Here is a 20,433-nt window from a genome sequence, read left to right as displayed (position 1 = left end):
CGTATCTGTATCGAAACGAGGCGTTGCTGGGGTTCCTCGGCCTAACCGCCTGGGAAAGCGGACCGGGCATGATTCTTGCCCCTGGACTTCGGCAGCCATCCGCCTCGCGCGATGCTGGATGGGGTATGAACCTGGCGGGATATTAAGATGCGGATTGCCTGCGTTCATCAGGGCTACGAACTCTATGGCTCCGACCGAAGCTTCGCGGAAAGCGTCGCAGCCCTGCGCGCCGCGTTTCCGTCCGCCGACATCGAAGTCGTGCTGCCGCGCAGCGGGCCGATCGTGCAGATCCTCGAACCGCATGCCAGCCGGATCGTCTTCGAGCCGCTCTGGGTGTTGCGGCGCCAAGCCATCCTGCGCCTCGCGACCGTCGAGATGGCGCGCCTGCCGCTGGCCTTATGGCGGGCATGGCGACGTTTGAGGCAATGCGATCTGGTCTATGTCAACACCTCGATCGTGGCCGACTATGCGCTGGCCGCCCGCCTGCTGCCTCACAAGGCTGTCCTGCATATCCACGAGATCCCCGAAGGTTTCATGCGCACGATCCTGGTCGCCTTGATGCGCTGGAGCCATGCCGACCTGATCTTCAATTCACGCGCCACGCGCGCCGCTTTCGGCATTGCCGGACGTTCACGCACGCATGTGGTCTATAATGGCGTTGCCGGCCCGCCTGCGGTCGAGCCGATGCACTATGACGGCAGCCGGCCGTTGCGGGTGCTGCTGCTCGGCCGCATCAACAGGATCAAGGGCCAGGAGGTGCTGCTCGAGGCGGTCGCCTCGATGCCGCCGGAATTGCGCTCGCGCATAGAAGTGCGGCTGGTGGGCGGCGCTTTCGAAAGCACCGAGCGCGAACTGGCCTTGGCCGAGCTGGTGAACACCATGGGATTGGCCGATCGCGTCAGCGTGCTGCCGTTCATATCGGACCCCTCGCAACACTACCGCTGGGCCGACATCGTCACCGTTCCGTCGCGGCGCCCGGAATCGCTGGGCCGCGTCGCCATCGAGGCGATGGCCTATGGTCGGCCGCCACTGGTATCGGCGATCGGCGGGCTGGTCGAGGTGGTCAGCGACGGGGAGACCGGCTGGCATGTTCCGCCGAACAACGCCGCCGCCCTTGCCGCGAAATTGCAGGCGATCATCCTGCGGCCCGAGGCCTGGCGCAGTTTTATTGCCGCCGGCCGTGCGCGCTACGAGACAGTCTTCAGCGAACCGGTCGCAGCGGCCGCGATCGCGGCGATCGCCGCCGACAAGCTGAAAGTGACGATGGCGAGGCCGGGCAGGCCGGCAACCGCCCGCCAGGCGGAGACCCGGCCGTGAAATTCCCGGTCCATCTGCTGCGACGCCTCGTGCTGATGGTCGGCGGCGAGGCGATGCAGAGCGGCTTTCACTTTGCCCTCAACATCGCGCTGCTGCACATACTGTCGGCGCAAGGTTACGGTCTCTTCGCCATCGGCATGGTGATGGGCGGCGTCGGCCTGTCGTACATCCGCTCGCTCACTGCCGTCCCCGCCTCGATATGGATGGGCAAGAGCACCAACAGTGCCGGCGTCGATGCCCATGACGTGGCCTTCGGAACAGCGGCTTTGGTAGTGTCGCTGCTGATGGCGGTCGGCACGGCGATCCTGATGCATCTGCTGGGCGATCCGAGCGGCATCGCCGCGGGCTGCTTCGTCGGCGCATGGTCGCTGCGCAGCCACATGCGCACGGCATTGTTCGCTCGGCGCCAGCAGGTGATCGTCTCCATCAGCGACGCCGCTTTCACGATCACCGGCATCATCCTGACCGGACTGACCATGTGGTTGGCGAAGGACGCGCTGCAAACCGTGTTCTATGCGCTTGCGGCCGCAAATCTACTCGGCATCGTCGTCCTGGTTCGGCTGGCGCGCCGCACACCTCGCATCAGCTTCCGCATGCCGACGCGCCGCCGCTATACAAGGCTCTGGCCGCAGCTGCGCTGGTCGGCGTTCAGCGCGACCACCACGAACATCCAGGGTCAATGCCTGGCCCTGCTGGTCGCGGGCATTGCCGGACCCGCCGCTTACGCACCGCTGGCGGCGGTCCTCGTGCTGTTTGCCCCACTACGCATCATCAGCCTTGCTCTCTTCAACATGACGCAGCCGGAGCTGGCGAAGCTGATGCGTAACAACGAAACAAGCCGTGTCTGGGCGCAAGCGAAGATCTGGTCGCTGGTCATGGGGATCGGTGGCCTCGTCTATGGATGTGCCATCCTATTCGTCCTGCCGATGATAAAATCCCAGGCCCTCCAGGATGCCTCGGTCGGATTCATCGGACTTTTCGTGATCGCGAATTTCATCCCGGTCATGCTTTATGTCATGCCTCGCATCATCCTTGAGGTCCTCGGTGATTTCCGGACCGTCGCGTTCATCACGACCGGTGGCGCAATAATCGGGCTGACGCTGATCGCAATCCTGCTGGCAATCGCGCCTCCGCCGTGGTCGCTGTTGGGTTCCGCGGTCTCCGAAATCTTCGTCCTTGCGGCGTCATGGTATTTCGCACGTCACCGCATATGGAACATCGAGCACCCGGACCAGCAGCGCGACAGCTGGTTGGGCGGGTGGCGGCGGTCGGTCCCGTTCGCCCCGGTAAAACGGTAGCAGAGACCGGTGGCAGGCGAGGCAGTGAGGGTGTAACGGACGCACGCGGCGGGAAGGCCCCGTTTGTCGTCGGCGTGGTCTCACGAATGGCCCCGACGTGGCACGACCGATCGGTGCAATTTCTGAGTGTCCATCAACGCACCGTTCATGCTTTGATGCTAGCGATCGACCTGAGCGCAAGTGCCCAACGTCTCACCGGGCCTCATGGCAGGTCGACGAGCTGGGCACGCGGGCAAAGGTTCGACTAGTTCGGCCATCGGCCGGTAGGCGAAAGCAACGAACATAATGGGCGCCAAAGGTCTGGTCCTGACCGAACTTTGCCGTGGTTTACGATGCGGGGGGTATCGCAAGCGCTGCCATTGGTCCGCAACCATGGCTTTCGTGCGCTCCAACGCACGGCTGCCCGAGGCGGTCCTGAGTTGGCGGGATTTACACTGCTTGCGTGGACGATGTTTATGGCCGGCCGGGAGGACAGGAGAAGCATGTGGCAAGCCACGGGAACGGCTCCCAACACGGATCTATCCGACGGGCTATTGTCCCCGACTGCCGCCAGCGCCGGTACAGCCGCGTGCTTCAAAGCCCGGCTGCACACCAGCCTCGACGCTGTAAAGCCGCTCTGGCTGCGATTTCAGGCCGATGGCGTGTGCACCGCGCATCAGCATTATGCTTGGGTCGAGGGGATCGCCAAACGGCTGATGCCCAAAGGCGCGGAACTGCTTGTCGTCGAGGTCAACGACGCCGCCACGGGCGCGCCGGTCATGCTTTTGCCGCTGATGCGGCGCCGGGCGCTGGGCCACTCCGTGATCGAATGGCTGAGCTGCGGCGTCTGCGATTATTCGGCACCGCTGCTGGCGGATGACAGGGCATGGACCAGGCAAGGCGCCGACGCCGCATGGGCGGCAGTCCGCGCCGTGCTGCCACCGGCGGATCGCATCCATATCTTGGGAATCCCGCAACAGATCCAACGAGTCGCCAATCCTTTGGCGCTGCTTTCGGCGGCGCACGATTCCCTCCAGATCACCTCCGGCCTTGTCCTGCACGGCGAACCGGAAACGCTCATCAAGCGCATCTGCAGGCCCTCCTTCGCCAAGAGCTTTCACAAGCATTGCCGCCGCCTCGAAAAGCTCGGTGGCCTGAGCCTGGTCGAGGCCGACACGCCGGCGCTTACGGAAACGCTCTTTGACACGCTCCTTGAACTGCGACTGAAGCGGTTTCGCGAGCTCGGCCGTTTCGACCTCTTGACGCAGGAACCCGTCGTCGACTTCTACCGAGTTGCCGCGCTGCATGGCCTTTCCGACGGCTCGGTGCGCATCTTCGGATTGCGCGGAGGGGAAGCCTGGCTCGCCGTCATCTATGTACTGGTCAGGAAAGGCACGCTGCATACCCTGTTGCTCGGGATCGACCAGAATGCCGTCGCCCCGCCGGGACTGACGATGTTCGGCAAGCTGATGATGTGGGGGCGCGGGCACGGGTTCGACTATTTCGACCTTTCGGTCGGCAGCCAGGGCTATAAGGAGCATATCGGCGCCACCAGTTCGGTCCTGGTCGAACTGTGCCAGTCGATGACGCTGCGGGGATGGGGCGCCACCGCCTATATTTCGCTGCGCTGCCGGATCGAGCTTTTCATTCGCTCCAAACCGCGGCTGCTCAAGGCCGGCCAAGGCCTGGTACGCGGCCTGCGCCGCTTGCGCTGACAGGCAACCGAGCCGATCCGCAATGAACCGTAAAACGTACAGCATCGATTTGCAGGACCGCTCGAGGGGACGCATCGCAAGGGCGCTGCGGTTCGTCCGGCAGCAAGGAATCCTCGAACCGTTCCGGCTCGTGCGGCGGCATGGCCTCGGTGACAGCGGCCGCTTCGTCGCACGCAACATCCGCCATCTCGTTGCCGACCGGCTGGCGCGCCAGTGGGATCGCGACAATGGCGTCGATACGGCGGGTTCGATCCGGCTCGACGCGCTCGATGTCGTCGGACCGCACCGGGACCAGGGCAATGAATGCGTCTGCACGTCGCCCAGATCCTTCGCCTTCATCATGGACAGGTTGACGGACGATCTCGCAGACTACACCTTCATCGATATCGGTTCGGGCAAGTCGCGCACGCTCCTGTTGGCGTCGCACTACCCGTTCGCCGCGATTGTCGGTGTGGAGTTCGCGCGGGAGCTCGTCGCGATCGCCCGGCGCAACATCGAGCGATACAAGAGCCCGGCCCAGAAATGCCGCGAGATTGCGGTCATCGAAGCGGATGCCGCGACGTATGAGTTCCCGCCGACGCCGCTGCTGGTCTATTTCTACAATCCCTTTTCCAGGGATGTGTTCGAAATCGTGCTGGGCAATCTCGTGTCGTCGCTGGAACGGCACCCGCGGCCCTGCCTCGTCGTTTACGGCAGTTCGAGCCACAGGGCCATCGAATGGGCGAAGCCCGCCATCCACGATGCCGGGTCTTTCCACCAACGCGTGACGCCGCCCATGCCGCGTTTCCTCGACGCGGTGCGGACCATCGATTACGCGATCTTCGACTACCGGCCATCATAAAGGGCGATTTTGTCAGGGCCGGCGGCCGGCCGGGTTCAGCAGCCGTTTCGTCAGCACCCGCCATGCCGTCAGCGGCAGTTCGATCAGCCCCGGCAGCAGATCGTTTGAGGCGAACGCCGCCCAGGATCGAACCGTCGCGAAGGAGTTGACATAGGCCGCGATGCCAAGCCTGCCGCCCAGCATCAGCGTCACGGATGAAACAGCGTCGCGGGCCAGATACATCCATGCCGTTCCCGGGCGAGCGGTACCGGCTGCGGTGGCCCGGCCGTTCACTGTCTCCCACAGCATCGCGCCCAGGTCGACGCCGGCAGGCGCGCAAAGTCCGAACCACGACCAGGGGCGCGGATTGACGTCGAGAAGCTTGAGCGTGCCGTCGCGACAATCGTGCTTGAATTCGACCTCGACCAGGCCGCTATGGCCGATCGACGACAGCAATGTGCGCGCGGCAGCGACGGCGCGGGGCTCGTCGACGATCTCGACGAAGGTGCTGGTATAGCCGAAGTCGACCGGATACTGCCGCGAGCGGCGCGCGGTGAACTCCGCGATCGGCTTGCCCTCGTTCCAGAGCGCGGCGTAAGAGAATTGGCTTTCTCCCCCGCCCGGCACGCGCTCCTGCACGACGACGTTTTGGCCGCCGACCTGTTCGGCCGCGTCGCGATAGGCGGCAAGAAACGAGGCCCTGTCGTCGGCCTGGACGACCTTGGCCCTGGCGATGCGGGTGTTGCCGCCGCCCATGTGAGGCTTGAGAACGACCGGAAAAACCATGTCCAGGGATGAGGCCTGCGCCATGGATGCGATGTCATAGGTCCTTGGAATGGACAGCCGCAACTCGGTTGCCCGCCTGTAGAGGAGAGGCTTGTCGCAGACCCACTGCAACGCATCCCAGGAAGGCAGCAAGATCTTATAGATCGCCGACAGGGCGGCGAGGTTTTCCGAGACCAGGCGAACCTCTGGATCGGCGGCCGGGATCAGGAGGCATCCCTCCAGCCGGTGTTTAGGCGCCGCTTCCAGCAGAAACGGCAGTGCCCGCTCATCGTTTGGGCCGGGCCAGCGGATGGTGGCTCCGACAAATCGCGACCAGCCCGGCAGCGGCGAATCATTGGTGATGTAGGTGAGGGGCACTTTTTGCGCGCCGAGGCTGCGCGCCAGGGCAAGCGTGCCGTGCGCGCCCCCAAGAAACACTGCGCCTGACGTCGCCAAGCCTACATCCTCACATGCTGTCCGGCACGGCCGGTTGCCCAGCTCTTCCGCTTTGACAGGCGAGAGCCCCGCCTGATCGCGCTGATACATGGCGGGGCCCGCGATGCTCAACGCGGCTTCGGGCCGGCGGGAACCGAGGCTTCGCCCAGTCTCACGGTGGAGCTCCGTGCGTTCTGCCCCTTGCTTCTGGCAGTGCGTATGAAACGGGTGACGGCCTGCGCCGCATACGGGGTGGCGGCGGTGAAACGCATCAACGGGCCAAAACTCGCGACCGCGCTGGCGCCGACAAAATGCAGGCCGGGAATGTTCGATTCCAGTCCCGTGGAAAGGACAGGCGATCCGTCGCGGCAGGCGATCGCATCGAGGAAATCGGGGGCGAAGAGCCCGAGCTTGCCGATGTCTATGCGATAGCCGGTCGCGAGCAGGACGTGATCGTAAGCGGTCGAGCCGTTCTCGAACCGCAAGTCTAGTCCGGAGTTGCTGGCGGAGGCGCCGACGATCACGCGGCCGGCCTTGACCTTGATGCCGCCGAAGTCCGGCCGCAGCCAGCCTGACGCGCCGGCCCTGAGGCCACGCGCATTGACCCAGCGTCGCGCCGCCGCCGGCAAACCATGCACGAGACCCGGCGCCTCGATCAGCCAGGACAGCGGGAACGGGCCGACGCGCGACGGCGACGCCAGGAGTTCCTCGGCGGCGCCGAGCACATTGCGGCCCCGGCTGCTGGACGGCGCGCCCAGCCAATGGATGTCGCCCCGGCAGACGAGTTCGACGTCGGCTCCCGCCTTTCTCAGCAGGACGGCGGATTCGCAGGCGCTCTGTCCGCGTCCGACAACGGCGACATGCTTGCCGGCAAAGGCTTCGAATCCAATGTGCGCGCTGGTGTGGCTGACCAGTTCGGAGGGCAGGCCGGTGAAGGCGGCGGGCACCAGTTCCTGGTTCTTCAGGCCCATGGCGACGACGACGCGGCCGGCGCGAACCGCATCGCCGTCGGCAAGGATCAGCCGGAATCCCGCATTGGTCCGTTCGACACGGCTCACCATGCGCGTGTCGAGATCCGGAACCGCCTGAGCCTGAACCCACATTCCATAGTCGACGAAATCTTGCCGCAGCAATGGCTCGCGCAATTGGACGCGCTGGCCGCTGGCGTAGGAATCGAGGGAGAGCGGGCCGTTCGGGTTGCCGATAAAGGTTGCGCGCCAGGGCGAGCGAAGCCGCATGCCCCGAGGCATGTTCTCGCGCCAAAAGCCCATCGGGCTGCCAAAGGCAAGCACGTCTACATCAGCTGCCCTGAGCGCCGTGGCGACGCCAAGTCCGAAAGGTCCGGCGCCGACAACAGCCACTTCACAGTCATTGCTTCGCACGGAAGCGGTCATGAACCTTGTTCTCCTGGATGGCCGCGCCATCCCCGCGCCGCTCTGACGCATTGGCGCCGCGGCCGGAGCCCGCCCTATTCCTAGGCGCGCCGAGGTTAACAATGCGGAAAGCAGAAGCGCCGAGCCGCCTCGGCGCATATGCCAAACAAGATGTCATATTGTTCCAGCCCACAGGTTCGCGGACATAATCGAGCCGATGCCGTCGGCTATGCTTGCGTCTTGCAGGGAAGCCGCCGCGGCGAGGAAATTGACACCCGCGCCGCTCTCCGCCATCCTTGGGGCCAGTCGCCGGACCGCGAAGAGCGGTCGAGTTCCGTGTCAGGGCGACCGAGGGCGAAGCGCATGTCCAGTGCCGTGAACAGCCAGAACTCCAAGCGTGCCGCGGTGCGCAAGGCGCTCGACCGCCACAAGGTCTACATCACCGCGCAGAGTTTTTCAGGCGGCACCTATAGGGCGCGCGTGCTGGTCGATGGCGAGGCCTACTGGGTCGACGAATTCCGCTTGAGCCAGCTGCGGCAGGGCCTGTCGCCCGCTGAGCTCGAACTGACGCCGGCGGCCGACGATTGAGCGTGGTGACTGGTTGGCAGCGACGTTTCGGCTAGTCACCCTGATACATGCCGCATCGGACCGTTCGAGCAGGCATGGCGCTCTGTTGTTGCAATTGGCTGGCTTGCGACGGTCGATGCCATGACGACGCCCTCCAAGCTCAAACCTTACCGCGCCAAGCGCGAATTCTCGAAGACGCCGGAACCGGCGGGTGGGTTGATCGCCGAGGAGGGCAACCGCTTCGTCGTCCACAAGCACCATGCCACGGCGGATCACTACGACCTGCGCCTTGAGGTCGGCGGCGTGCTGAAGAGCTGGGCGGTGCCGCGCGGACCTTCGCTCAATCCGGCCGACAAAAGGCTGGCGGTCGAGACCGAGGACCATCCGCTCGAATATATCGACTTCGAGGGCGTCATTCCCGAAGGCGAGTATGGCGGCGGGCCGATGATCGTCTGGGACACGGGCAGCTGGGCGCCGATGGAGGATGTCGAGAAGAGCTTGCGCACCGGCGCCTTCAAGTTCCGGCTGGCCGGGAAAAAGCTCAATGGCGGCTGGATGTTGACCAGGCTGAAGCCGAAGCCCGGCGAAGAGGAGGGCAAGAAGAATTGGCTTCTGTTTAAGGAGCGCGATCTCGCTTCCAATCCCACGCTCGACATCCTCGAAGAGCGGCCGGAGAGCGTGAAATCCGGCCGCCGTATCGAGGAGCTGGTGGCGCCGCCGCCGGCCAAGGCTGCGCCAAGGCCCGGCACGCTGAAGCCCGGCGCCTTGCCCGGCGCGGTCAAGGCCTCTCCCGCCGCCCGCATAGAGCCGCAGCTGGCGACACAGGTGCCGAAACCGCCGGGCGGTGACGATCCTGGCGACCGCACCGGCGAGTCCTGGCTGCATGAGATCAAGTTCGACGGCTACCGCACCATGGCGCATCTGACAGGTGGCGAGGTCAGGCTGATCACCCGCGGCGGCATCGACTGGACCAAGCGTTATGGCGATCTGCCGCATGCCTTCGCCAAGCTGCCGTGCCGGGAGGCCATCATCGACGGCGAGATCGTCGTGCTCGACGGCAAGGGCATTTCCCGCTTCGCGCTTCTGCAGGACGCGCTGGCGGAGGGCGCCGGCAGCAAGCTGCATTTCTACGCCTTCGATCTCCTGCATCTCGACGGCTGGGATTTGCGCAAGGCGCCGCTGGAAAGGCGCAAGGCGCTGCTGGCCGAACTGCTCGCCGGCCTGCGCGCCAACTCCGCGATCCAGTACAGCGATCACGTGGGCGGCGACGGGCAGGGGCTTTACGACCAGGCCTCGGAGCTTGGCCTGGAAGGCGTCGTCTCCAAGCGCGCAACCGCGACCTACCAGAGCGGCCGCACGAAGAGCTGGACCAAGACGAAGGCGCTGCAAACCGGCGATTTTGTCATCGCCGGCTACACCGTTTCGGATGCAGCCGAGGGGCTGGCGGCGCTTGGCCTTGCCGAATTCGAGGACGGCGAGCTTCACTATCGCGGCAAGGTCGGCACCGGCTTCGACGCCGAGACCGCGGCCGATCTTCTGGCCCGGCTGGAGCCGCTCACATCAGGCGCCATGGCGCCCGAAGGCGCGCCGCGCGAAATCATGCGCGAGATGCATTGGGTGAAGCCGCTGTTTTCAGCCCATATCCATTACGCCAACCGCACGGCGGACAATGCTCTGCGCCATGCGGTGTTTCGCGGCCTCAGGGATGTCGGCCTCTCGACGCCGGTTTCGGCCAAGCGCAAGCGGCTGATCGCGGAGGCTGACCTCGCCACGATCTGGGTAACCAACCCGACCAGGCGCCTGTTCGGCAAGACCGGGCCGACCAAACTCGACATCGCCGTCTACTACGCGCTGGTCGGAGATTTCATGCTGCCGCATATTCTAGGGCGTCCAGTGTCGCTGGTGCGCTGCCCGACCGGCCTGCCGAAGGACTGCTTCTTCCAGCGCCATGCCTTCACCGGCATGCCGCCTTCGGTTGCCACCTTCGAGGCGACCAATTCCGAGGGTGAGACCAAATCCTACCTCTCGGTCGAGGGCGCAAAGGGCTATCTGGCGCTGGCGCAGTTCGGCGTGGTCGAGTTCCACACCTGGGGTACGCATCGCACCAGCCTCGACAGGCCCGACCAGATCGTCTTCGATCTCGATCCGGGCGAAGGGATCTCCTGGCGCGAAGTGGTGGAGGCCGCGGTGCACATCAAGGGCGAACTGGAGAGGCTGGGGCTGGTCCCCTTCGCCAAAACCTCGGGCGGCAAGGGCATCCATATCACCGTGCCGGTGACCGCCAGGCAGAACTGGAAGACGCTGCACCAGGCGACCAGCGCTATTTCCACGCATCTGGCGGCAAGCGCGCCTGACACCTTCACCACCACAATGGGCAAGGACAACCGCAAGAAGCGCATCTTCATCGACTATCACCGCAACGCGCGCGGCCACACCTCCGCCGCACCCTATTCGCTGCGCGCCCGCACCAACCTGCCGGCCTCGACGCCGGTGAGCTGGGCGGATCTGGAGACGATCGACGCGCCGCAGGACCTGAACTATGCGTCGCTGCCGGGACTCTTGGAAACGTCGGGCGATCCGTGGGCTGAGATCGACGAGTTTGCTCGGGATTTGCCCACGTTCAAATAAATTGGTTTCCTCTCCCCCGCTTCGCGGGGGCGAGGAAACCCAAGTCCATCGACGCTTTTGACAATTTGAATTATTCTCTACTCGCGGCCCTTCCGGCGTCCTAAAACATTTCGTCAGGATTTGCCGGTAAGGTGCGGGGTCGGTGTAGGATTTGCGCAGCCTTGTTCGTCCTTCGGACGAAAGCGCTGCGAAAAGTTTCAGTGCATGGCCGCGTAGGAGTTCATCATGGCGCCCAGGGCAAGTTGGAAAGGTTACCTCAAGCTCAGTCTGGTGAGCTGTCCGGTGCGGCTATACCCCGCCACCAGCGCCAGCGAGCGCATCTCGTTCAACCAGTTGCACAAGAAGACCCACAACCGCATCAACATGAAGCCGGTCGATCCGGAACTCGGATTGGTCGAGCGTTCGGACCTGGTCAAGGGCTACGAGTACGAGGACAAGCAGTACATCATCATCGACGATAGCGACCTCGACGCGGTGCGCATCGAATCCAACCACACGATGAACATCGAGGCCTTCGTCGACGAGGACGAGGTCGACGTCATCTACCAGGATGCGCCCTATTACATGGCGCCGGACGGCGCGATGGCGGAGGAGACTTTCGCCGTGCTGCGCGAAGCCATGCGCAAATCCGGCAAGCTGGCGATCGCCCGGCTGGTCCTGTCCAGCCGCGAGCGCGTGGTGACGATCGGCGCGCGCGAAAACGGCATGTTCGTGTGTACGTTGAGGAACCCGAACGAAGTGCGCGGCACGGCTGAATATTTCGGCAACATCCCTGCGGGCAACCCGGATCCTGAAATGCTGCAACTGGCCGAAGCGCTGATCAAGCAGAAGGAAACCACCTTCGATCCGAAGAACTACGAGGACCGCTACGAGATCGCGCTGATGGCCATGATCCGCGAGAAGCTGAAGGGCCACAAGCCTATCATCGCGGCGGCACCCGAGCGCGGCAACGTCATCAATTTGATGGATGCGCTGAAGGCGAGCCTGTCGCAGTCGCAGTCGAAGCCGCCGGCCAAGTCGAAGAGCAAGGCCGACGAGAAGCCCGCCGCCAAGGCCAAGGCGGCCGCGGGCGGCGCTGCTGAAAATCCGCTGAAAGCCAACCTGCTGAAGGCGGTCGGCAAGAGCAAGAAGTGACGGCACCAGCCGGCGCCATATTCGGCACGATCGGCGCGCTGGCGGCGTTTCCGCTCAGGCTGGCGGCGCGCGAGGTCGCGCGCCAGCATGGCGAACTCAGGCGCGGTGTCATCCGGCGCACCACGCATGTCGTGTTCGGTCGCGGTCTGCTGCTCAAGGCCGGGCTGGTCAAAGCCGGGCTCACGAAGACCGGCGATGTCGAGGTCGAACGCCGCGTCGCCGCCGAGCGCGGCGCCGGGCGCACATTGCTCAGCGAGAACGGTTTTCTGCGCCTGCTCGGACTGATGAAGGCGCCTGAGGCCTCCTCGCTGTCGCGGCAATCGCTGATCGATCAGTCGCAGCTATCCGGCGCCGACCTCGATCTCTTGTCGCTGTTCGATGCCTTCGAACATGACTCGGAACCCTATTCCTTCCGCGACCTGATCCTGGCGCGCAAATATGCCGGGCTGGTCGCCGGTGGCGCGACATGGGGCGCGATCGCGCGCTCGGTGCATCGTTCCGGCCCGGTGGCTTCGCTCACCGCCAAGTCGCTCGCGGTCGGCTCGGCATCCGGGCGGCCCGATGCGATCTATCTGGATGGCGGCGAGAGCGAGCTCGACGGGCAATTGCTGTTCGATCTCGGCGCCTCCGACGACGATCCGCTGGAAGAGCTGTTCGCCGAGGCCGAAGCGGCGGAGGAGGGCGGCGACCATGATGGTGCCGCCGCGCTCTACCAGCGCTGCCTTGCCATCGATCCAGGCGACGCGATCGCCGCCTTCAACCGCGCCAACTGCCTGCGCGCCGGCGGCCACCCGGCGGAAGCGGCCCATGACTATGCGCGCGCGATCAAGCTCGATCCGGCTTTCGTCGAGGCCTGGTTCAATCTCGCCGGGCTGATGAGCGAGGAGGGCAAGACGGCGTCGGCGCGAAGGCACTTGTGGAAGGCGATCGCGCTCGACGGCAATTACGCCGATCCGGTTTTCAATCTCGCCCGGCTCGAATTCGACGCCGGCAATTTGCTGGAAGCGCGGCGGCTGTGGGCGCGGTATCTGGAGCTCGACGCGGAGTCGGAGTGGGCTGGAGTTGCGGCCAAGGGCGTGCAGTTCGTGGACATGCAGCTGGCGAAATCGGCGGGGTAAAGCTCTTTCCTTCTCCCGTTTTGGGAGAAGGTGGATCGGCGCGCAGCGCCGAGACGGTTGAGGGGTGCGTGTCGGAATGAGGCGTTTGCGTTTCCTGGAACACCCGTGATCCGGCCGAGCTTCGCGAGACCACCCCCGGGGCGAGCCAACGGTCTCGCCCGCCCTTCGGGTCCCACAAGGGGAGAAGGGGTCACCAACGCCGAGCCACGGGAGCCCTATTCCATGACCACCTTCCTCTTCGACGGCGACGACACAGCTCCCGTCACCATCCTGCTCGCGCATGGCGCCGGCGCGTCGATGGATTCTCCTTCGATGACCGCCACCGCCAAGGCGCTGGCGGCAGTAGGCTTTCAGGTCGCGCGGTTCGAGTTCCACTATATGGCGTCCCGCCGCTATGGCCACCGCAAGCCGCCGCCGCGCGCCGAGACAGTGAACCCGGAATACATCAAGGCGATCGCCGACCTCAGGGCGAGGGGCGTGACCGGGACGTTGATCATCGGCGGCAAATCGATGGGCGGTCGCGTCGCCTCGATGGTGGCGGACGAGATGTTTGCCAGGGGCGAAATCTCGGGCCTGCTTTGCCTCGGCTATCCCTTCCACCCGCCCGGCAAGCCCGAGCAGTTGCGGACCAAGCATCTGGCCGGGTTGACGATACCGACGCTGATCTTCCAGGGCACGCGCGACGAGTTCGGCACGCCCGACGAGATTGCCGGCTATGGGCTCTCCGACAGCATCGAGATCGTATGGTTGGAGGATGGCGATCACGATCTGAAGCCGCGCAAGAGCATCTCGGGGTTTTCGACCGCCGATCATCTGAAGACGCTGGCCGAAACGGTGAAGGCTTGGACGGGCAAGCTCGTCTCTTGACCCGCCGATGAAAATCGCCTCCTTCAACATCAATAACGTCAACAGCCGACTGAAGAATCTGCTGACCTGGCTGGCGGCGGCAAGACCCGATGTCGTCTGCCTGCAGGAGTTGAAGGCGCGCGATATGCAGTTTCCGCGCACTGCCCTGGCCGATGCCGGCTACGGCGCGGTGTGGAAGGGGGAGCCGACCTGGAACGGCGTCGCCATACTGGCGCGGGGCGCCGAGCCGGTGCTGACGCGCGATGTGCTGCCCGGCGACGATGCCGACAGGCAGAGCCGCTACATCGAGGCGGCGGTGAACGGAATCGTCATCGGCTGCCTGTACGCGCCGAACGGCAACCCGCAGCCGGGGCCGAAATTTCAGTACAAACTCGCCTGGCACGCACGGTTGGCGGCGCATGCCGAACAGTTGCTCGACACCGGTCTGCCGGTGGTGCTGGCGGGCGACTACAACATCGTGCCCGAGCCGCGCGATATCTATGCCACGCGCTCCTACGACGATAACGCGCTGGTACAGCCGGAAAGCCGGGCAGCCTTTGCGGCGCTCATCGAGCAAGGCTGGACGGACGCACTGCGCAAGGTGTACCCCAAAGAGACGCTCTACACCTTCTGGGATTACCGGCGGAACCGCTGGCCGCGCGATGCGGGCTTGCGGCTCGACCATATCCTCCTGTCGAAGAAGCTCGCCCGCAAGCTCAAGGCTGCCGGCATCGACCGCGACGTGCGCGGTGAGGACGGCGCCAGCGACCACGCGCCGGTGTGGGTGGAGTTGCGGTGAGGGGCGGCGTTTGGCGAAGCAGAATGCCCGCTCTCTTTTTCTCCGCCCTTCGGCGACAGCGACCATACAGTATACGGCGCAGAGTAAAATACGGCTCCCTAGCAGTAGACAGTCATTCTGATGGAATTGCCGTGCTTTTGCGTCCGCAAAAGCTCCACTTTCGATTGGGCGAAACTCGTTGAAGAATCCGGAGCTTACCGCTAGCCTCGATCCGGGTGGTCGGAAGAGTGTACGTGGGGTGGAATGTTCGGGTCACTGGAAAAGCTCAAGCAACGGCTGTTGCGGCCGCCGCATGCCTATAGGCCGACGACAGAGTCATTCCCCGACATTGACGTCCAGCGCATTGCAACGGATATGCGGCTTGCGGAGAAAGGCGAGAAGCGGGGCAGGGAGAATCTGCCTCAAAGCGATGACCTACCTTACGATGCCGTTGAAAACGATATCATCGAATTGGTCGGAGCCGCCCAGAAACAATCCCACGATCATCTGGAGAACCAACTTGCGGGGTTCAGGCAGCGTCTCATCGACCTCGACTTTGAATCGCGCTTTGCCAATATAAAAGCGGCATCCACGGCTGGTCTCTCCGACTTGAAAGCCGAATTGCAGATGGGAATCGATGATCTGCATGGGCTGCGTCGCGATCTGAAGGAGGCAGAGTCCTGGCATCGTGATTTCAAGGATCAGAACGGGCTTCGCCGGCCCTGCAAGAAGACCACCGCCATCGGTACGACGTTGAAATGGCTCTTTGTGGTGGCGCTGGTGATGGCAGAGCTCGTCATCAATGGCGAACTGCTTGCAAAGCGAAACGAGCTCGGGCTGGTCGGCGGCATCGTCGAGGCGCTGATCTTCGCGATTCTCAATGTCGGCGTCGCGCTGATGTTCGCCCTCTATGGCGTGCGCGAGATCGCGCATCGCTCGATTTTCCGTAAGTTTGTCGGCATTCTCGCCATCGCGGCCTATATCGGCGCAGCGATTGCCATCAATCTTGGTCTGGCGCATTACCGCGAGGTTGCCGGAACGATCGCGACCAATGGCGACGAGGTGATGCGACGCTTGCTAAGCGCGCCATTCGCGCTGAACGAATTTCGCTCCTGGATACTCTTCTTCCTCGGTGTGATGTTTTCACTCTTTGCCCTGATCGATGGGCTCAGCATGCGTGACACTTATCCAGGCTACGCCACGGTTGATCACCGGCTTGACGAGGCGCGGGCAAATTATCGAAACAAGCGGCAAGGCCTGATCGGCGAGCTTTCCGATGTTCGCAGTGGTTATGAGGACGAACTCGCCGATGCGCGCGCCGACCTCAGCAAGCAGCGGACAGAACACGATGCGATCGTGGCCCATCGCTCTCGGTTGGTTGGGCTGTTCGACGCCCACCAAGCTCAGCTTGAACGTGCGGCAAACAGCCTGTTCCGAATCTACAGGGACGCCAATATCGCTGTACGCACGACACCCGCGCCGGAGCGCTTTTCGCGGCCATACCAACTCGGCCGCATCGGCGTCCAGTATTTCCGCGACGGGGAATGGAACAGCGACGAATTGCAAGCTTCCATCAAGGATGCGCAAGGCGACCTCGACAAGATGCTGGTCGCCTTGGGTGAACAGTTCGAGGCTGCGTTGAAGCAGTATCGCGAACTGGATGTGCTGGTGCCTGAAGCCCAATGAGCGGTCGACGGTCCCGGCGCTCGCCTTCCAACCTTGTCAACTGGGGCTGGATTATTCTATTCGCGCTCGGCCTCATTGCCGCCGCGATAGGCTTTACCTACGTCTATGTCTCGGCGCGCTCGCAACTCGTCGAACTTGACGATCGGCTTTGCCCGGTCGTCGGAGCTGCGTCGCAAACCATCATCCTGATCGATACCACGGATGCAATCGCTGACGTCACCAAACTGAACATCCAGACCCTGCTGCGCGATACCGCCTCCGGCATCCAGCGCGGTGGCTTGCTCGAGATCAGGGCCCTTACATCAGCGGTACCCTATACGAAAGAACTCTTCTCGCTGTGCAACCCCGGCAATGGCGGCGACCTCAGTGCTTTCACCGGCAATGCGGCGCTGGCGCGAGAGCGTTGGCAAGCGGGATTCGGCCAGCCGCTGCTGGTTGCGCTTGAAAAAGCGGTCGAGGCAAACAAGGCCGACAGCTCGCCGATCATGGCCGGCATTCAGTCGATAGCCGTCAGCCATCTGGTCGCCCAGAAAACGCGTGCGGTCCCCTCGCGGCTGATTGTCGTTTCGGACATGTTCGAGAATACCGAATTCTTCTCTCACTACCGCGGCGCCACAGATTTCGATGCCTTCAAAAAGTCGCCCGCGGCAAACCGCTTCGCTACGGATCTCGCTGGCAGCGATGTGTCGATCTGGCTCATACGCCGGGCGAAGTCGCCCGTCGACAGCGTCGCGTTGATGGCATTCTGGCAGCAGTGGATTGATTACAATCACGGCGTTTTCAGCTCTGCCAAGTCGTTGCAAGGAGTTGAAGGGTGAGGCGGCCGCGCGTGGCCAGCCGGCAGTTGGACGCTGCGGCGCCACTGGTCTTTATCGTTTTTACCGGCCTGGGCGCCGCCTACATAGTCGTGGCCAAATCGCTTTCCGTGTCGGCATTCGTCGTTACCTTCGTGCCGATCGCGCTGATGATGGGCTACGCGGCGATGATCATGATCGCGCGCGGGCTCCGGCTGCGCGACGACCAAACCGGGGACAACTTCTACTATATGGGCTTCATCTTCACGCTCACCAGCCTCGCCGTTTCGCTTTACCAGTATGGAGGCGGTGGCGCAGTCGACGAGATCGTGCGCAATTTCGGCATCGCGGTTGCCTCCACCATCGCCGGCATTGCATTTCGCATCGTCTTCAATCAGCTCCGACGCGACCCCATGGAAGTGGAACGCGTGTCACGTCTCGAGCTCGCAGAAGCATCCCGCAAGGTGCGCCGGGAACTCGATGGCATCCTGAGCGAGATGAACCATTTCCAACGCTCCAACCAGCAGATGCTGCAAGAGGGCTATCACGAGATACGAACGCAAGTGGAAACCTCGGCGAAATCCCTGGTCCAGTCTCTGGACCTGCTCGCCAAGGAAGCTTCCGAGCACATCAGGGCATCCTCGCTGGCGATGCAGAGCGGAATAGACACCAAGGAGCTGCGGGGCGGCATCGACCAGACAGCCAAGGCAGTTCACGATATCAACGCCATCCTGACCAGCGCCAGCACGCAGATTGCGACCGCGACACAGATGATGGCCGACAAGCTCGCTGGCATGTCGACACCCGACAAGGTCATCGAGGTTCGGCTGGAGCCGGTCGTGGCCGGTTTGCAGCGGGCGATCGAAACCGCCATGAGCGATTTCTCTTCCCGTCTTGGCGATGTGGCGGAGCTTCGGCGCGGGCTGGAACAGTCCACGGCGGAAGCGCTTCGGGCCAGCGATGTGCTCGACAAACTTGCGGCGACATTTGAGGGTTATGATCGAGCGCCGACGCGGCAGGGTCTATTCAGACGGCTCTGGCGTGGCGGCTAAAGCGCGTTGCATGGTCAGTGTGGGACGATGTCGATGAAGATGCCTTCCTCGCTTATCGCCGAAGGGGAACGCGGCCATCGCCGAGGCGTGGTGCTTGGGCTCACAATGGCCGAGCTTCTCCTCCTTCTGCTTTTCTGCCTCCTTCTGGTCTCGGCCAGCATCGCACAGCGAAAAGATGAGAGGATCGCCGAGCTGCAGGCCTCCGCGAACCTGGACATCACGGTGGGCCAGCTTGCCGACATGCGTGCCGAACTGGCGCGCCTGCAGGCGCTGTTTCCAAAAGCGGCGCTTCCTTTGCCGCCAGCCAACTGGACCGAGCTCGTTGCGGCCAAAGCGGTGATCGACGGGCTTACGGAAAAGGGCATCGATGCCGCGCCGACGTCAGATCCGACGCTGCGGAAATTGCTGCTCGAAATCAGCGAAGCCAAAGCCGCCGACCCCCGTCTGCTGGACCGACTTGAAAAGACGCTCTCGGCCTCCAACGACAGGAGCGCGGACGCTGAATCGTCGATGCAGTGGCCGCCGATGATAACGTTGAGCGACGACGGCTATACATTTGAACGTGGCAGCGCTGCTCTCACCGACGCGTTCCGGGCTCGTTTGCAGACCAAGGTCACGGACGACGTTCTGTCTTTGCTGACACGCTACAAAGTCGATGTCGTCGAGATCGTCGGTCACACGGATGAGCAGAAAATCAATCCGGCCAAGCCGTCCAACCTCGATGCGGTTGCGATCTCGGCGATGAACGGAGCCAGCGCTATCAGCGATTTGACCCCGGCCGACAATGCGGGGCTGGGGCTCTCGCGCGCTATCGCGGTAGCGAACGCGCTGATCCAGACGGGACGGCTGGGCAGTGTGAAGATCATTCCGTTGTCAGCGGCACAGCTCGTAATGCCGGGAGACATTATCGCCGATGGCAGCCACGTTGGCGATGTTCGGGAACGCCGGCGTATCGAGATTCGGGTACGACGGTCCTCGGACGGCGGCACCAATTAACGCGGTGATCGCGCGATTCAGCCTGCTTGGCGGTATCGACAACGACGCCCTTGTTTTGACCGCAGCGCTTTTTCGCAATCGCGTGGCCTGGATCGCAAAGCCTTCGTCGCTTCGCTCCCGCTGCACCGAGGGATCGACGAACGGCGCCCAACTACCCCAGCCACCACCATAGCGCCGCGATCACCGCGATAACGGCCGCCACGCTTAGCGCCAGCATGATGTAGGAGCCCTTGATGATGTCGGCGATGATCTTCTTGATGGCCTCGCGGTCGTTGAGATTGGGGAAGGGCTCGTTCGGTTGCGCCACGTCGAGGAAGTGGCAGAGCGGGGCCCAGCCTTCGCTGACCTTGAACACCAGCAGCTTTTCCGGCGGCACCGCCGCCTTCACTTCCTCGACATATGCGTTGTAGCGCTCCACGGCCTTGGCGCGGTTGCCCATGACGCCGGCTAGCGTGCGGCCCCAGATCAGCCTGCGTGACATGTCGCCGAATTTCCGGCCGAACGGCGTCAGCCATTCCAGGATCTTGAACTGCCAGACATTCTCGGTGAAGTAGATCGTGTCGATGGTGCTCTCGTACCAGGCTTCCGCGCCGCGCGGGTGCAAGGTGAGCAGCACCTTGGCGTCGGGATAGGCGGCCATCAGTTCGCGCCACACGCAGCAGCCGGGATTGTCGACCGTCGCCTTGTAATTGCCGAACACCCGGCTCCAGTCCTGCTGCGTGCCGGGCGGGCTGTTGGCCACCTTGCGCCAGAAATCGAGATGGCCCTTGTTGGCCTTGTTCAGGATCACTTCCTGCATGTGGTAGCAGGGCAGGCCGAGCCTGTTCAGCGCGACGAAGGTCGACCATGTACCGGTGCGGCCAAAGCCGGCCCCGATCAGCGTGAGCGTCATTTGTTCTCCCGACCAAACCAAGGCCGCGTGCTCGCGCCCAAAAAGGACGCCGCGGCAACCCTAGGCATGCCCTGCGCGACAAGGACGCCGCGCTGCAGGATCGATTTGCTCGCTTGCATCGATCTGCTGGCAACACGTTGCGCCCCGGCCGGCATTTGCGCAACAGATTTCTATGGGGCCTGTGTGAGAGGACCGCTGTTGACGTCGGACGATGATAGAAGAAGACGCATTGCCTTCTTG

At 63.6% G+C, this 20,433-nt stretch carries 17 protein-coding genes; 14 read left to right on the top strand and 3 right to left on the bottom strand.

Annotated elements, in window-relative coordinates:
• Nucleotides 1-147: 147 nt before the first annotated feature.
• The 4 genes from FJ949_RS21925 (at nucleotide 148) to FJ949_RS21910 (ending at nucleotide 5,150) form a co-directional block, all read left to right on the top strand.
• Nucleotides 148-1,317: a glycosyltransferase gene (locus tag FJ949_RS21925; protein ID WP_140499071.1), complete on the top strand. Its 1,170-nt coding sequence runs from the start codon at nucleotides 148-150 to the stop codon at nucleotides 1,315-1,317.
• Nucleotides 1,314-2,615 (top strand): hypothetical protein, encoded by a 1,302-nt coding sequence (locus FJ949_RS21920; RefSeq protein ID WP_181169975.1) that lies wholly within the window; start codon nucleotides 1,314-1,316, stop codon nucleotides 2,613-2,615. The genes FJ949_RS21925 and FJ949_RS21920 overlap by 4 nt, the downstream gene beginning before the upstream one ends.
• 482 nt (nucleotides 2,616-3,097) lie before the next feature.
• A complete protein-coding gene (locus tag FJ949_RS21915) occupies nucleotides 3,098-4,309 on the top strand; it encodes a GNAT family N-acetyltransferase (protein WP_140499069.1) in 1,212 nt (403 codons plus the stop codon).
• Nucleotides 4,310-4,331: 22 nt separating this feature from the next.
• A complete protein-coding gene (locus tag FJ949_RS21910) occupies nucleotides 4,332-5,150 on the top strand; it encodes a class I SAM-dependent methyltransferase (protein ID WP_140499067.1) in 819 nt (272 codons plus the stop codon).
• A 12-nt stretch (nucleotides 5,151-5,162) separates the two neighbouring features.
• On the opposite strand, the gene FJ949_RS21905 is transcribed toward FJ949_RS21910, so the two are convergent.
• A complete protein-coding gene (locus FJ949_RS21905; RefSeq protein ID WP_140499065.1) occupies nucleotides 5,163-6,350 on the bottom strand; it encodes an ATP-grasp domain-containing protein in 1,188 nt (395 codons plus the stop codon).
• 107 nt (nucleotides 6,351-6,457) lie between these two features.
• Nucleotides 6,458-7,723 (bottom strand): NAD(P)/FAD-dependent oxidoreductase, encoded by a 1,266-nt coding sequence (locus FJ949_RS21900; RefSeq protein WP_140499063.1) that lies wholly within the window; start codon nucleotides 7,721-7,723, stop codon nucleotides 6,458-6,460.
• Between the two features lie 342 nt (nucleotides 7,724-8,065).
• Here FJ949_RS21900 and FJ949_RS21895 point away from each other — a divergent pair, with 342 nt between their 5' ends.
• From FJ949_RS21895 to FJ949_RS21850, 10 genes are all read left to right on the top strand, one after another.
• Complete coding sequence (locus FJ949_RS21895) at nucleotides 8,066-8,290, top strand: hypothetical protein (protein WP_140499061.1); 225 nt, start codon at nucleotides 8,066-8,068, stop codon at nucleotides 8,288-8,290.
• 120 nt (nucleotides 8,291-8,410) lie between these two features.
• Nucleotides 8,411-10,897 carry a DNA ligase D gene (gene ligD, locus FJ949_RS21890; protein ID WP_140499059.1) on the top strand — a complete coding sequence of 829 codons (2,487 nt, stop codon included), beginning with the start codon at nucleotides 8,411-8,413 and terminating at the stop codon, nucleotides 10,895-10,897.
• Nucleotides 10,898-11,122: 225 nt separating this feature from the next.
• Complete coding sequence (locus tag FJ949_RS21885) at nucleotides 11,123-12,031, top strand: Ku protein (protein WP_140499057.1); 909 nt, start codon at nucleotides 11,123-11,125, stop codon at nucleotides 12,029-12,031.
• Nucleotides 12,028-13,149 carry a tetratricopeptide repeat protein gene (locus FJ949_RS21880; RefSeq protein WP_140499056.1) on the top strand — a complete coding sequence of 374 codons (1,122 nt, stop codon included), beginning with the start codon at nucleotides 12,028-12,030 and terminating at the stop codon, nucleotides 13,147-13,149. The genes FJ949_RS21885 and FJ949_RS21880 overlap by 4 nt, the downstream gene beginning before the upstream one ends.
• A 222-nt stretch (nucleotides 13,150-13,371) precedes the next feature.
• The gene (locus tag FJ949_RS21875) at nucleotides 13,372-14,016 is read left to right on the top strand and encodes an alpha/beta family hydrolase (protein WP_140499054.1); all 645 of its coding nucleotides are present in this window, start codon (nucleotides 13,372-13,374) and stop codon (nucleotides 14,014-14,016) included.
• Nucleotides 14,017-14,023: 7 nt separating this feature from the next.
• Entirely contained in the window at nucleotides 14,024-14,794 is a 771-nt protein-coding gene (locus tag FJ949_RS21870; RefSeq protein ID WP_140499052.1) for an exodeoxyribonuclease III, read from the top strand.
• Nucleotides 14,795-15,037: 243 nt separating this feature from the next.
• Entirely contained in the window at nucleotides 15,038-16,459 is a 1,422-nt protein-coding gene (locus FJ949_RS21865) for a hypothetical protein (protein WP_140499050.1), read from the top strand.
• On the top strand, nucleotides 16,456-17,277 hold the full coding sequence (locus FJ949_RS21860; protein WP_140499048.1) for a hypothetical protein: 822 nt from the start codon (nucleotides 16,456-16,458) through the stop codon (nucleotides 17,275-17,277). Before FJ949_RS21865 ends, FJ949_RS21860 begins: the two co-directional genes overlap by 4 nt.
• On the top strand, nucleotides 17,274-18,305 hold the full coding sequence (locus FJ949_RS21855; protein WP_140499046.1) for a hypothetical protein: 1,032 nt from the start codon (nucleotides 17,274-17,276) through the stop codon (nucleotides 18,303-18,305). Before FJ949_RS21860 ends, FJ949_RS21855 begins: the two co-directional genes overlap by 4 nt.
• A 33-nt stretch (nucleotides 18,306-18,338) precedes the next feature.
• Nucleotides 18,339-19,301: a hypothetical protein gene (locus FJ949_RS21850; RefSeq protein WP_181167220.1), complete on the top strand. Its 963-nt coding sequence runs from the start codon at nucleotides 18,339-18,341 to the stop codon at nucleotides 19,299-19,301.
• A gap of 151 nt (nucleotides 19,302-19,452) precedes the next feature.
• Here FJ949_RS21850 and FJ949_RS21845 read toward each other — a convergent pair whose 3' ends face one another.
• Nucleotides 19,453-20,193 (bottom strand): sulfotransferase family protein, encoded by a 741-nt coding sequence (locus FJ949_RS21845; RefSeq protein ID WP_140499042.1) that lies wholly within the window; start codon nucleotides 20,191-20,193, stop codon nucleotides 19,453-19,455.
• Nucleotides 20,194-20,433 lie beyond the last annotated feature (240 nt).

Source organism: Mesorhizobium sp. B2-4-1 (genome assembly GCF_006442185.1).
Lineage (GTDB): Bacteria > Pseudomonadota > Alphaproteobacteria > Rhizobiales > Rhizobiaceae > Mesorhizobium.
Note: the sequence above shows the minus strand (reverse complement) of the source record. Positions and strands in the feature narration are given on the sequence as shown.